The sequence below is a fragment of the Bradyrhizobium sp. 41S5 genome (assembly GCF_011516665.3).
Taxonomy (GTDB): Bacteria; Pseudomonadota; Alphaproteobacteria; order Rhizobiales; family Xanthobacteraceae; genus Bradyrhizobium; species Bradyrhizobium quebecense.
In genome coordinates, this window is record NZ_CP083721.1 from 6,628,091 (window position 1) to 6,641,350 (window position 13,260).

Genomic DNA, 13,260 nt, shown 5'->3' on the forward strand with positions numbered 1-13,260 from the left:
GGTCCGACCGGAAAAATCCGGCGAGATGCGGGAGCGAAGAATGAGCAGCAATCTCACCGACGAAGAACTTGCCGCCTTGATGCCCTCCGAACTGTGCCAGTACCAGACGCCGATTCCGACCCAGATCGTCTCCAGCGACGAGTTCTATCCCGACCCGCAGAACGAACGGCAGCGCGAGGTCGAGGCACGTCTGCTGGCGATGGCCGACGATCTCGGCGGCAAGCAGGGCCTCGATCGCCGCCGGTTCTTCCAGACCGCGGCCGGCATGGCCGCTTCCTTTGTCGCGATGAACCAGGTCTACGGACCGTTGTTCGACGTGACGCCGGCCGAGGCCGCAACGCCTGCGATGGCGCAAGAGCGCGCCAACGGATTGAAAGACCAGTTCATCATGGACATGCACACGCATTTCCTGCGTGACGACACCCGCATCATGGGCTTCGTGGAAATGCGCAAGGCGGTCGGCAACGCCGGCTGGAACAAGGAGCTCAACGATCACGAGCAGACCATCGAGGATCTGAAGTTCAACAACTACAAGAAGGAGATGTTTCTCGATTCCGATACCAAGATCGCGCTGATCTCCTCGGCGCCGTCGGACATCGAGCAGGACTGGTTCCTGACCAACGAGCAGATGGCCGATGCGCGCAAGAAGATCAACGACGAGGCCGGCTCGCGCCGCGTATTCTGTCACGCGATCTTCACGCCCGGGCAGCCCGGCTGGCTCGACAAGCTCGATGCTGCGCTGGCCTTGCGGCCGGAATCCTGCAAGGGCTACACGATCGGCGACAACACCCACAAGGAGATCAGCCGCTATCCGTGGCGGCTTGACGACGAGAAGGTCGCCTACAGGGGCTATGAGAAGATGGTGAAGGCGGGCATCAAGAATGTCTGCGTCCACAAGGGACTGTTTCCACCCGGGATCGAGAAGCAGTATCCGAATTTGCGCGGCTTCGCCGACGTTGCCGATGTCGGCCAGGCGGCCAAGGACTGGCCGCAGCTCAACTTCGTCATCTATCACTCGGCCTATCGCCATGTCGGGGGCGATCCCAGGGTCGCGCTGGCCGAATTCGAGCGCACCGGCCGGATCGCCTGGACCTCCGACCTCGCCGACATCCCGGCGCAATACGGCGTCAACAATGTCTACGGCGATGTCGGGCAATTGTTCGCGACCACGCTGGTCGCCGAGCCCAATGTCTGCGCCGCGCTGATGGGCACCCTGATCAAGGGCCTCGGCGTCGACCACGTCTGCTGGGGCACCGACGCGCTGTGGACCGGCGCGCCGCAATGGCAGATCGAGGGCCTGCGGCGGCTGGAAATTCCCGAAGTGATGCAGAAGAAGTTCGGCTACACGCCGCTTGGGCCCGCCGACGGACCGGTGAAGACCGCGATCTTCGGCGACAACAATGCGAGGCTTTACAACATCCAGCCGAAGCGCGCGATGCTCGACATCAAGGGCGACCGCTTCGCGATGATGAAGGCGCAGTATGAGAAGGCCGGCGTGGAGCCGTTCCATACGCGCTACGGCTATGTGGTGCCGAACGGGCCGATCGATCACCGGGTGTTTGCGTAGGCGCCCTACCCGTCATTCCCGGGCTCGCGAAGCGAGAGCCCGGAATGACGAGGAAAGAGGCGCACTAATCTACCTCCCCGTGAACCTCGGCGTCCGCTTCTCGCTGAATGCCTTGACGCCTTCCTTGAGATCGTCGCTGTCTCGCACTTCGTCGAGCAGCCGCCGCACGTCGGCGACGGTTTCCAGCGGCCCCTTCGGCATCGCCTCGCGGGCGAGCTTCTTCAGCGCGCGGACTACCAGCGGTGCATTGCCGGCGATCTTCGCAGCCATCTCCCGCGCCAGCGCGAGGTGCTGACCTTTCGGCGCGACCTTGTTGACGAAACCGATCTGGAAGGCGCGTTCCGCCGACATCTCGTCGCCGACCAGCAGAAACTCCATCGCGATCTTGTGCGGCATCCGCGCCATCACCGATGAGACGCCGCCCGCGGTGGTGCCGATCTTTCCCTCGGGGTAGATGAAGCGCGTCGTCTCCGACGCCACACACAGATCGGCCATCTGGACCAGCACGAATGCGCCACCCACGACCCAGCCGGATGTCGCGGCAATCACCGGCTTGTCCAGCTCGACGCCAAGGCCGGGCACGGCGTGCCACATGTTGGCGGGGAGATCACCAACATCGGCGCCGACTGAGAAATACTTTTCCTCCGCCGAAGCCAGCACCGCGACACGATCGTCGCTGTCCCGAAACCGCAGCCAGGCGTCACGCAGCTCGGTACACAACGCGTTGTTGAGCGCGTTGTGCTTCTCGCTGCGTGCCATCGTGATGGTCGCGACATGGTCGGCGCTCTCGTAACGAACGAGCGTCATGCTGGCCTCCTACCCTACATCGTCATTCCGGGCCACGCGCGTTGCGCGTGGATCCGGAATCTGGAAACTGCAGCGCGAGATTCCGGGTTCTCGCTGCGCGAGCCCCGGAATGACGGTGCAGCAGCAACGTCACCTCTTCTCGTCGGGATGACGGTGCACCGGATCGACCCAGAGCACGTTCTCCGGCTTCTCGACCGGCTCGATGTCGAGATTGATCGCGACCGCCTCGCCGTCGGAACGCACCAGCACGCATTCCAGCACCTCGTCGGGACTGGCATTGATCTCCTGATGCGGCACGTAGGGCGGCACGAAGATGAAATCGCCGGGACCGGCCTCGGCGGTGAACTGCAGCTTCTCGCCCCAGCGCATCCGCGCCTTGCCCTTCACGACATAGATGATGCTTTCAAGGTGGCCGTGATGATGCGCGCCGGTCTTGGCGTCCGGCTTGATGCTGACGGTACCTGCCCACAATTTCTGCGCGCCGACCCGGGCGAAGTTGATTGCGGCCTTGCGGTCCATGCCGGCCGTCGACGGCACGTTGGGATCGAGCTGATTGCCGGGAATCACGCGGACGCCGTCGTGCTTCCAGCGCTCGTCGTCGTGAGGGTGATGGTCGTGGTTATGGGGGTGAGTATGATCGTGGGAACCGCTCATCGTTCCTGCCTTCGCCGGTTAAGTTTTCGTGCGCGGAACGCTAGCGAAAAGCACGCGCGCAAGCGAGCAGAAAATCGGAACCATTGATCGCACCCCCGCGTTGCCCTTCCGAAGATTGAACACACCGCAGGAGAACATCATGAGCAGCACCACCGACAAGATCAAGGGCACCGCCAACGAAGCCATCGGCAAGGCCAAGCAGAAAATCGGCGAGGCCACGGGCTCCGAGGAAATGCAGGGCGAAGGCGCGATTCAGGAGGCCAAGGGCAAGGGCCAGAAGGCTGTCGGCGACGTCAAGGACGCCACCAAGGACGCAGTCAATCGCGCAGCCAACGTCGCGAACAAGAACCTCTGATCGTCCGATGGTTGATTGAAGGAAAAGACCGGCCCGATGGGCCGGTCTTTTTCGTGGCTGAAGGCACCGTCAGCTACGCGGGCGCGCCTTCGCGAGCACGTCCGGATTGACGACATTGGTCGGCGTACCCGCATTGTAGGCGACGATCTGATCGAAGATGTCGGTGAACTGGATCTCGTACTCGTCACGCGAAACATAGCCGAGATGCGGCGTGCAGACCACATTGTCCATGTTGAGCAGCGGATCCGACTTGTCGCGCAGCGGCTCCCTCTCATAGACGTCGACCGCGGCCATGCCGGGGCGGCCGACGCGCAGCGCGTTGACCAGCGCGCCCGGCTCGATCAGCGGCGCGCGGCTGGTGTTGACGATCAGCGCGGTGTCTTTCATTCGCGCGAGGTCTGCGGCCGTGACGATGCCGCGCGTTGCGTCGACCAGCCGCATATGCAGCGACAGCACGTCGCAGCGGGCAAAGAAATCCGCCTTGCTGGCGGCGGTCTCATAGCCATCGGCGCGCGCCTTCGCCAGCGCCGGCTCGCGCGCCCAGGCCAGCACGTTCATGCCGAACGCTTTGCCATAGCCCGCGACCACCGCGCCGATGCGGCCGTAGCCGTAGATGCCGAGCGTCTTGCCGCGCAACGTATGGCCGACGCCGATCTGCCATTTGCCCGCCTTCAGCGCCGCCATCTGTTGCGGGATCGCGCGCATCGCCGCGAGGATCAGGCCCCAGGTGAATTCGGCGGTGGCGTAGGACGGCGTATCGGCATGCTGGCCCGACGACACGATGATGCCGAGCCGCGTGCAGGTGTCGATGTCGATATGCGGATAGACGCTGCGCTGGCTGATCAGCCTCAGTTTCGGCAGACGTTCGAGCAGCGCGGTGCGGATCTGGGTGCGTTCGCGGATCAGCACCAGCGCGTCGGTGTCGCGCAGCCGTTCGGCGAGCGCATCGACGTCCTGGACATGATCGTTCCAGATCGTGACGTCGTAGCCGTCGAGCTTGCGGAAGCAATCGAGGGTGCGCAGCGTGTCGAAATAATCGTCGAGGATCGAAATCTTCATCGCTGCGCCCTCTTGTGGTTGGCCGGTTACTTGACGGCCATCCGGTTATTTTACGCCAAGCAGTTCGACGTCGAACATCAGCGTGGCATTCGGCGGGATCACCCCACCGGCGCCGCGCGCGCCATAGCCGAGGTTCGGCGGTATGATCAGCGTGCGCTTGCCGCCGACCTTCATGGTGGCGACGCCCTCGTCCCAGCCCTTGATCACGTGGCCCTGGCCGATCGGAAACTCGAACGGCTCGTTGCGGTCGACGGAGGAGTCGAACTTCTTGCCCTTCTGGCCGTTTTCGTAGAGCCAGCCGGTATAGTGCATGACGCAGGTCTGGCCGGTCTTCGGCGATGCGCCGGTGCCGACCTTGCTGTCGATGATCTGAAGGCCTGAAGCTGTGGTCATGGGCTTTCCTGCGGTTTGGGCCATTGCCGTCCTGCCGGCAACGGACGTGGAGACTGCCGCCGCAAGGCCGGCGAACGCAGTCGTAATGATCGTGCGTCGTGAAGATCGCATCTTGCACCTCTCGTGAAGGACGGCCGTCTCTAGCCCAGCGCGGGCGAAATCCCTAGCCGCTTTTTCAGTGACCGGCCATGCCATCATCGCGGTCCAGCGCAAAATCGTCGAGCAACGGCGAACTGCCGCCTGCGATGAGATCGCCGATCAGTTGCGCCGCAAGATAGGAAAAGGTGATGCCGTTGCCGCCATAGCCATACGCCGCATAGACGCGCTTCGCGCCGGGCACCGGGCCGATCAGCGGCAGACCGTCGCTGGTGGTGTCGAACGTACCCGCCCAGCGGTATTCGATCTCCGTTGCGGCGAACGGCCAGAGCGCGGCGAGACGTTGCACGAGCCGGCGCGCCTTCTCCGGGATCAGGCGGTCGCGGGCCTCAGGCGCGATGATCTCATCGCTGTCCTCGCCTCCGATGATGATGCGGCCCGCCGGCGTCGTCCGAGCGTAAAGATAATCCTTGGCGTTCTCCCAGATCAGCGCGCCATCCTTCCAGACGTTCTGTGGCTGCGGCGTGGTCGCAATTGCCCAGCTCGAGGACACGGCTTGGACCGTCGACCGAACGATATCCGGCATCACGTAACCGGTCGCCAGCACGACGGCCTTCGCGGCAATTTCACGACCATTCTCGAATCCCACGGTCACCGCTTCGCCCGCCGGATCGAAGGCTATGGCCTCCGCATCGAACTGCCGGGCACCGCGCGCGAGTGCGAGGTGGAGCAGCCCGCGGGCAAGTTGGAGCGGATCCGCATCCGCCGCGCCGGGCGAAACGATCGCACCTGCGCGCGCTATCCGGTAGCTCTCGAGCAATTGTCCATGATCGAGGAAGTCGCCGGGCAGGCCGGCGCGGCGGCGGAGCCGATGCTCATCGAGCAACTCGGCTGCGGAGCTGCCGGCCGCCAGATAGAGCGAACGCTTCTTTCTGATCTCTCCGGGCAGCTTTTGCTCACGAACCAGCGAGATGAGACCGGTCACGGCATCGAGGCTGGCCCGATAGGCACGCGCAGCCCGTTCGAAGCCATACATCGCGGTCAGTTCGACAAGCGGACGGTCGATCTCCCACAACAACATCGCGGTGCTGGCTGCTGTGCTGCCCCGGCCGGGGCGCTCTCGATCAACAATGACGACGTCCAGCCCCTGACGGGTCAGGCGCTCGGCGACCAGCGAGCCGGTGATGCCGGCACCAACGATAAGCGCATCGCAGCCGAGATTTTCCGACAGCGTGGGATAAGGTGGTGGCGTTGCGGCGACAAACCACGGCGAGACGCCGCCGCGCAAATCGGCCTGGTCGGTATCATCTGAATCGAGGGAGCTGATGGCGGGCCTCGCGTGAAAGGGCTTCCAGCACCAATCCCTGCGAGAACAGCTTGTTCCTCAACGCATATCCGGCCCTGCTGCCTGTGACATTCAGTAGCCGAGCGCGCAGCCGTCCTTGCGCGGATCGGAGCCGCCGGTCAGCGTGCCCTTCTCCCAATCGATCCAGATGCCCTGGCCGCCGCCGAGCGGCGCGACCACGCTGGTGGTCTTGTGGCCGATCTTCTTCAGGCCTTCGACGATCTCCGCCGGCACGCTGTCCTCGAGCTGGTAGACGCCCTCGTAATGCAGGCCGCGCGGCATGTCGATCGCCTCCTGAATGTCGCAGCCATAGTCGAGCATGTTGGTCAGCACGCGGGTCTGGCCGACCGGCTGATACTGCCCGCCCATGACGCCATACGGCATCACCGCGCGGCCGTTCCTGGTGGCCAGCGCCGGGATGATGGTGTGCAGCGGACGCTTGCCGGGCGCGATGCAGTTCGGATGGCCGGGCTGGATGCGGAAGCCGCCGGCGCGGTTCTGCAGCAGGACGCCGGTCTTGTTGGAGACGATCGCCGAGCCGAATGAATGCGCGATCGAGTTGATGAAGGAGCAGACGTTGCGGTCCTTGTCGACCACCGTGATGTAGACGGTCGAGGGATTCATCGGCGGCGCAACGTTCGGCAGTTCGAGCAGCCGGTCCATCCGGATATTCTTGATGTGCTCGTCGGCGAATTCGCGGGCGAGAATGCCGGCAACGTCGACATGCACGTGCTGGGGATCGCCGATATGCTGCTCGCGCATCATGTAGGCGATGCGTGCCGCCTCGGCCTCGAGGTGGAAGCGCTCGATGCTGAGCGGCTTGAACCTGGTCAGGTCGAAGCGCGACAGGATGTTGAGCATCACCAGCATGGTGATGCCGGGGCCGTTCGGCGGGCACTGCCAGACGTCATAGCCCTTGTACATCGTGCCGATCGGCGAGGTCGTCTCGGTCGAATGCGCCGCAAAGTCCTCCAGCGTATGCAGGCCGCCGATACCGCGCAGCGTGTCGACCATGTCGGCGGCGATCTCGCCGCTATAGAAGGCGTCGCGGCCCTTTTGAGCGATCGCGCGCAACGTCTTGCCGAGCTCGGGCTGGCGGATCACGTCGCCGGCGACCGCAGGCTTGCCATGCGGCAGCAGGTAGCGCTCGGTGTTGGTGCCGTTCTTCAGCTTCTCGAAGCCGTTCTTCCAGTCGAAGGCGATGCGCGGAGCGACGACATAGCCCTCCTCGGCGGCCCTGATCGCGGGCTGCAGCAGCCGGTCGAAGCCGAACTTGCCGTGATCCCGGAGGATCACGTCCCAGGCGTCGATTGCGCCGGGAATGCTGACGGCATGCGCCGAGGTCAGCGGCACCGAATGGATCTTGCGTTCGAGGTACCACTCGGCGGTAGCCGCCATCGGCGCCCGGCCGCTGCCGTTATAGGCCGTGATCTTGCCCTCGCCCTTCGGCTGGATCAGGGCAAAGCAGTCGCCGCCGATGCCGGTCGATTGCGGCTCGATGACACCGAGCAGCGCGCAGGCCGCAACCGCAGCGTCAGCGGCGGTGCCGCCCGCGCGCATCACCTCGATGGCCGCCAGCGCCGCTTCCGGATGCGACGTCGCAACCATCGCGTTCTGGGCGTGGACCGTGGAACGGCCGGCGAAGTGGAAATTCCTCATAACGGAGAGCTCGCTTGATCGTGAGGGTCTGATGCTGCTGCGGCGGGTGGATGCCAAGGGGATACGAAGTACATGACACATTCGTCCCCGGCAGGGCAATGCATGGTATGCCAGAGGAATTATCCCGATAATGCATGGCTTTGCGGGGTTTCGCCGCTCTGGCTGGCCTGATAAACCCCGGCCATGCCCCTCAAGGTCGCCGCCTTCTACCAGTTCGCCGCGCTGCCCGACTTCCGCGCATTGCGCGAGCCGCTGCGCGCACTCTGCACCGGGCTTGATCTCAAGGGCAGCGTGCTGCTCGCGCATGAGGGCATCAACGGCACCATCGCCGGCAGCGACGAAGCCATCGATGGTTTCGTCGCCGAGCTGAGGCACGGGCCGCTGTTCGGCGGCCGCCTCGACAATCTCGAGCTGAAATTCTCCGAAGCCGCGCAGATGCCGTTCCAGCGACTCAAGGTGCGGCTGAAGAAGGAGATTGTGACGCTCGGCGACACCACGGTCGATCCGACGCGGCAGGTCGGCACCTATGTCGACGCCGCCGACTGGAACGAGCTCATCGCCTCGCCCGACATCATGGTGCTCGACACCCGCAACGCGTTCGAGGTCGCGTTGGGCAGTTTCGAAGGCGCGGTCGATCCCAAGATCGCGAGCTTCGGACAATTCAAGGAATTTGCCGCGCGGCACCTCGATCCCGCGAAGCACCGCAGGATTGCAATGTTCTGCACCGGCGGCATCCGCTGCGAGAAGGCGAGCGCCTATCTGCTCGCGCAAGGCTTCAGCGAGGTCTATCACCTCAGGGGCGGCATCCTGAAATATCTCGAGGAAACGCCGCGGCAGGACAGCCGCTGGCGCGGCGACTGCTTTGTGTTCGACGAACGGGTCGCGCTCGGCCACGGCCTGCGCGAGCGTGGGCACGAGGACGCCGTGCATGAATGACGCGGCCAAGCTGAGCGAACGGATCGATGCGCTGGAGGTCCGCCTGACCTACCAGGACGAAGCCATCGAGACGCTGAACCAGACCATCACGGCACAATGGAAGCAGATCGACGCGCTGACGCGCCAGCTCGCCGAGCTGCGCAACCGGCTTCAGGAGGCCGAACGCCAAGCGCCCGGCCCCGCCAACGAGCGCCCACCGCACTACTGATCGGTACCGCCGGAGCCCGGCGGCGCCGGATTACATGTTGCTCACCTGACGCATCGGCTTCGTGCCGCTGAAGAACAGGCTCGACAACCGCTGCACCATCGCCGTCGCCCGACTTCCTTCGAGACCCGGACGAACGCACAACAAGCGCTTCTGCAGCGGGAGCTCCGGGAGATAATAGTCCCTCGCCGAAACCAGCGAGGACGGGATCATCCGCTCGGGGCACGCCGTCAGGCCGTATCCGGCCCGTGCGGCCTCCAGTCGCAGTTGGTGGTTCGGGCTCCTGAATACAATCTTGTACGAGATGTTATGCTTGGCCAGTGTCCGGATCATCCAGTCGTCACCCGGCCACGCCAGGATCGGGATCGGGGCGCCCGGCCGCAGAACAAAATCGCGAGACCGCACCCAAACCGAACGCTCTTCGGCCTCGGCGGCGATCGTCACCTCGTGTTCGTTCTCCAGCGAAGGGTTGCTGTAGACGAAGGCGATGTCGATGTAGCTGTCGATCAATCCTCTGATGACGACCGGCGACATGTCGGCGTGAACCAGCACGTCGGCGAGTGCGTCGGCCGGATGCAGCTTGAGGAATTCCTCGGCGAGCATCGTGCTTATTCCGAGCCGCAAGGGCTGCGGTCCTTCGTGATTGCCGCCGAGCCGAAGCAGTTGGTCGTTCGCTTCGAGGATTCGCCTTGCCTGCTGCACGGCGACCTTGCCGAGCTCGGTGGTTGTGGTGCCGTTTGCTGTTCTGACAAACAGCGCGCCACCAACCAGGCTCTGCAGTCGCTTGACCTGCGAACTGATCGCCGGCTGACTGAGGCCGAGACGCTCGCCGGCCTTCGATAGACTTCCCGTCTCTGCTATCGCAACGACGGTGCGAACGATCTCTGTCGGAATATTCAAATGTTGACGTGGTCTGTGCATCGCGAGCCCTCCAATCTCAGCGCGAGACGCAATTACGATCTCCAAAGTATGTGATTTACCTATACTAACATTTGGTTGCACTTTCGTTTAACTTCAATTCGCCGCGATGCTACTGCAATTGCAGCCCATATGTATTGTTACGTGCATTCCCACGTAGTGCTACGGTACCAGACGACTGCATCTGCACGCGCACGCAGCACCTCGACACCTTCGGACCCCGGATTTCTGCGGACACGGCATCAAAGATTCTGATCGCCCCATAACGCGTCGTCCACCTAATAAGTTTGAACGCTGCCATTCATCTGAATTGACGTCGCTGATTCGCGGAAGCGTTTTCATAGTTTTCCTTAATCAAAGCCTCGCAACGTGGCGCCCTAGGTTGCGTTCCGAGGTGTGCCATGACCAGGTTCTTTCGTTGTCGAAGCGGCGCTTCTGCCGTCGAATTTGCGCTTATGCTGCCGTTGTTTCTCGCCTTCATTTTCGGCATCATTGTATTCGGTTCGTATCTCGCGATGGTGCATGGCGTCCAGCAACTCGCCGCCGAAGCGGCGCGGTCGTCGATCGCCGGAATGACCGACACCGAACGCAACAGCCTCGCGACCAGCTACGTCGCCGCCAACGCATCGACCTATCCGCTGCTCGTAGCCAGCAATCTCACCGTCAATGCCGCACCGTCCCCATTGAACGCCAACGTCTACGTCGTGACTGTCAACTACAACGCGGCCGGCAACTTCATCTACAAGCTGCCTTTCGTTCCCGCTCCGGCGAGCACCATCGTCCGCTCCGCGGCGATCCAGTACGGAGGATTCTAGCATGAGCCGCATCCTCATGCTGATGCGGCGTTTCGGCGCCGACGAACGAGGAAACTTCGCGATGATCTCGGCCGGCCTGATGACGCTCCTGATCGGGTGCGCCGGGCTTGCCATCGATCTCGGCACGATCTTCGCCGACCGGCGCAAGACCCAGAGCACCGCCGACCTCGCCGCAATCGTCGCTGCCGCCAATTTGAGCAATCCGGTCAACGCCGCCTCCGCGACGGTGACGCAGAACAACTATCCGGCCAGCGCGCTGGTCAAGGTCGAGACGGGGACCTACACCGCAAACAGCGCCGTCGCGCCGCAGGCCCGTTTCGTGACCCCGGCGGTCGGCATTCCGAACGCTGCGCGCGTCACGTTGACGACCAAGACCCCCCTCTACTTCGCGCGCTATCTGACCGGCGCGAGCAGCTTCAACATCACGACGACCGCCACCGCGACATCGACCGAAATGGCCTCGTTCGCGATCGGCTCGCGGCTGCTTTCGGTCAATGGCGGCGTGCTCAACGCGCTGCTCGGCTCCATGCTCGGCACCACGCTGTCGCTCTCGGTGATGGACTATAATTCGCTGATCAGCGCCAAGATCGACGCCCTGGACTTCCTGTCGGCGCTGGCAACCCGGGTCAACCTGACCGGCGTCACCTATAGCGACCTCTTGAGCAGCAATCTCAAGGTCGGCGATATCATCGCGGCCGCGCTGACCACACAGCAGATCACCAACGGCGCGGGCGCGGCGACGACCGCACTGTCGACGATCTCCCAGGCCGTCACCGGCTCCTCAACCAAGATTTCGCCGGGCACCCTGATCGATCTCGGCCCCTTCGCCAACCTCACGGTAGGCCAGAAACCGAAGGTCGGCGCCAGCGTTTCGGTCTTCGACCTCGTCAACACGGTGGCGCAGATCGCCAACGGCAGCAATCAGATCGCAACCTCTGTCAATCTCGGGCTGCCCGGCATCGCCAACGTGTCCGTGATCGCGACGGTCGGCGAGCGCCCGGTCGGCTCGAGCTGGATCGCGATGGGCACCCAGGGCGTGAGCGTCCACACCGCGCAGACCAGAATCCTGGCGACCATCAATGTGCTCGGCTCCGGCAGCATTTCCGCGATCAACCTCCCGGTCTATGTCGAGGTCGCCTCGGGCACCGCGACCCTCAACGCGGTGTCCTGCGGCCATCCGAACATCAACACCTCGCAGGTCACGATCGGCGTGACGCCGGGGATCGTCGACGCCTGGATCGGCAACGTCACGGTTGCCGACATGACCAACTTCACGACCAAGCCCAATCCGCCGCCGGCGATGCTGGTCAATCTTGGCCTCATCACCGTCACCGGCCTCGCCCATGTCGGTATGGGCAATACCACGCCGACCAACGTCAATTTCAGCTACAGCGACATCCAGTCGGGGACGAAGAAGACGGTGACGACCACCAACTTCCTCACCTCGCTCACATCAAGTCTGCTGGGCGACCTCTCGCTCACCATCAATGTCGGCCCGCTTGGGCTTCCGATCCCGGGCTTGGGCGCGCTGGTCATGAGCATCCTCAACGCCGTGACGAGTCCGATCGATCAGGTGCTGGCGTCCCTGCTCTCGACGCTCGGCATCGGGCTCGGCCAAGTCGACGTCTGGGTACTCGGCGTTCGCTGCGACGGCGCGGTGCTGGTGAACTAGGGCGTTCTCCGGGGAAACGATCGCGAGCGGGCATCACATCGCGGCAGGAGACTGGCGTGAGTACAACAATAAAGAGATACAAGATCGACAGCCAGCGAACCGTCCTGATGAAGCGCGGAACGATCTTCTTCCGCAACACCGGCATCGGATGTCTTGTGCTCAACATCTCGACCGGCGGCGCAGGGCTGGCTGTGGAAAGCGATGTCGCGATTCCGTTCGCGTTCGCGTTCGATCTCGAGATCGAGAGCGAACCGATCCGGCGGCACTGCATTCTGGTCTGGCGGCTGGAGCGCCGGCTCGGCGTGACCTTCGAATTTGACCGGGTGCAGCGCCCCGAATGCGGTCCGGTCTAGCCGGTCCGGAACATCACGACATTCGGGCGGCTTCGCTGATCGAGGCCGCCCGCAAACCTGTCATCCGTGCAGCGTCAGCCAGAGGATCACGGCGATTGCTGTCGCGACGATCACGCTCCACACCACGGGTGCGGTGCGCTTCGAACCACCGCTGCGCGGCGAGTCGTTCCTCCCGCGGCTGAACTCATTTCGCATCCTGGTTAGCGATCGCCCGGATATGCCAGCTAATTGTCCCGATTGCCGTCGTGCTTCGACGGCGCGGGCTGGGTGGCACTGAGCGGATCGGAGGCCGGGAAAGTATCCTCCAGCCCCTCCTTCAACCGGGAGCGCGCCTTGCGGTCCGCAGCCTGTGCGTCGTGGGGCTTCTCGGCGTGCTTGTCATGCGCTGCAGGATCGAATTTCTCGGCCATATCGTCCCTCCATTTC

At 63.6% G+C, this 13,260-nt stretch carries 15 protein-coding genes; 7 read left to right on the top strand and 8 right to left on the bottom strand.

The genetic code is table 11. The features are described from left to right. Window positions 1–40 precede the first annotated feature (40 nt). A complete protein-coding gene (locus tag HAP47_RS31850) occupies window positions 41–1,567 on the top strand; it encodes an amidohydrolase family protein (protein ID WP_173641171.1) in 1,527 nt (508 codons plus the stop codon). Between the two features lie 69 nt (window positions 1,568–1,636). Here HAP47_RS31850 and HAP47_RS31855 read toward each other — a convergent pair whose 3' ends face one another. Together HAP47_RS31855 and HAP47_RS31860 are read right to left on the bottom strand one after the other, a co-directional pair. Continuing rightward, window positions 1,637–2,374: an enoyl-CoA hydratase/isomerase family protein gene (locus tag HAP47_RS31855; protein WP_173641170.1), complete on the bottom strand. Its 738-nt coding sequence runs from the start codon at window positions 2,372–2,374 to the stop codon at window positions 1,637–1,639. Window positions 2,375–2,503: 129 nt separating this feature from the next. Further along, window positions 2,504–3,028 (bottom strand): cupin domain-containing protein, encoded by a 525-nt coding sequence (locus HAP47_RS31860; RefSeq protein WP_173641169.1) that lies wholly within the window; start codon window positions 3,026–3,028, stop codon window positions 2,504–2,506. 139 nt (window positions 3,029–3,167) lie between these two features. Between HAP47_RS31860 and HAP47_RS31865 the strand changes: the two genes are divergently transcribed. Continuing rightward, window positions 3,168–3,383, top strand: a complete 216-nt coding sequence (locus HAP47_RS31865; protein ID WP_173641168.1) for a CsbD family protein — start codon at window positions 3,168–3,170, stop codon at window positions 3,381–3,383. Between the two features lie 69 nt (window positions 3,384–3,452). On the opposite strand, the gene HAP47_RS31870 is transcribed toward HAP47_RS31865, so the two are convergent. The 4 genes from HAP47_RS31870 to ggt form a co-directional block, all read right to left on the bottom strand. Then, complete coding sequence (locus HAP47_RS31870) at window positions 3,453–4,442, bottom strand: D-2-hydroxyacid dehydrogenase family protein (protein ID WP_173641167.1); 990 nt, start codon at window positions 4,440–4,442, stop codon at window positions 3,453–3,455. Between the two features lie 45 nt (window positions 4,443–4,487). Next, the gene (locus tag HAP47_RS31875; RefSeq protein ID WP_173641166.1) at window positions 4,488–4,946 is read right to left on the bottom strand and encodes an FKBP-type peptidyl-prolyl cis-trans isomerase; all 459 of its coding nucleotides are present in this window, start codon (window positions 4,944–4,946) and stop codon (window positions 4,488–4,490) included. Between the two features lie 64 nt (window positions 4,947–5,010). After that, window positions 5,011–6,219 (bottom strand): NAD(P)/FAD-dependent oxidoreductase, encoded by a 1,209-nt coding sequence (locus HAP47_RS31880; RefSeq protein ID WP_210285329.1) that lies wholly within the window; start codon window positions 6,217–6,219, stop codon window positions 5,011–5,013. A gap of 129 nt (window positions 6,220–6,348) precedes the next feature. Then, entirely contained in the window at window positions 6,349–7,935 is a 1,587-nt protein-coding gene (gene ggt, locus HAP47_RS31885; protein WP_173641165.1) for a gamma-glutamyltransferase, read from the bottom strand. Window positions 7,936–8,118: 183 nt separating this feature from the next. On the opposite strand from ggt, the gene trhO reads away from it, so the two are divergent. Next, the gene (gene trhO / locus HAP47_RS31890; RefSeq protein ID WP_173641164.1) at window positions 8,119–8,871 is read left to right on the top strand and encodes an oxygen-dependent tRNA uridine(34) hydroxylase TrhO; all 753 of its coding nucleotides are present in this window, start codon (window positions 8,119–8,121) and stop codon (window positions 8,869–8,871) included. Beyond that, window positions 8,864–9,079, top strand: coding sequence for a SlyX family protein (locus tag HAP47_RS31895; RefSeq protein ID WP_173641163.1), 216 nt, complete (start codon window positions 8,864–8,866; stop codon window positions 9,077–9,079). Before trhO ends, HAP47_RS31895 begins: the two co-directional genes overlap by 8 nt. Before the next feature lie 30 nt (window positions 9,080–9,109). On the opposite strand, the gene HAP47_RS31900 is transcribed toward HAP47_RS31895, so the two are convergent. Further along, window positions 9,110–9,997, bottom strand: a complete 888-nt coding sequence (locus tag HAP47_RS31900; RefSeq protein WP_231168506.1) for a LysR family transcriptional regulator — start codon at window positions 9,995–9,997, stop codon at window positions 9,110–9,112. 398 nt (window positions 9,998–10,395) lie between these two features. On the opposite strand from HAP47_RS31900, the gene HAP47_RS31905 reads away from it, so the two are divergent. Genes HAP47_RS31905 through HAP47_RS31915 form a run of 3 tightly spaced genes read left to right on the top strand, consistent with a single transcriptional unit; the run spans window position 10,396 to window position 12,834 of the window. After that, window positions 10,396–10,809, top strand: a complete 414-nt coding sequence (locus HAP47_RS31905) for a TadE/TadG family type IV pilus assembly protein (protein ID WP_173641162.1) — start codon at window positions 10,396–10,398, stop codon at window positions 10,807–10,809. 1 nt (window position 10,810) lies between these two features. Then, complete coding sequence (locus HAP47_RS31910) at window positions 10,811–12,481, top strand: pilus assembly protein TadG-related protein (RefSeq protein WP_173641161.1); 1,671 nt, start codon at window positions 10,811–10,813, stop codon at window positions 12,479–12,481. Between the two features lie 56 nt (window positions 12,482–12,537). After that, complete coding sequence (locus HAP47_RS31915; RefSeq protein WP_231168508.1) at window positions 12,538–12,834, top strand: hypothetical protein; 297 nt, start codon at window positions 12,538–12,540, stop codon at window positions 12,832–12,834. A gap of 224 nt (window positions 12,835–13,058) precedes the next feature. On the opposite strand, the gene HAP47_RS31920 is transcribed toward HAP47_RS31915, so the two are convergent. Next, window positions 13,059–13,244 carry a hypothetical protein gene (locus tag HAP47_RS31920; RefSeq protein ID WP_173641160.1) on the bottom strand — a complete coding sequence of 62 codons (186 nt, stop codon included), beginning with the start codon at window positions 13,242–13,244 and terminating at the stop codon, window positions 13,059–13,061. Window positions 13,245–13,260: the final 16 nt, after the last annotated feature.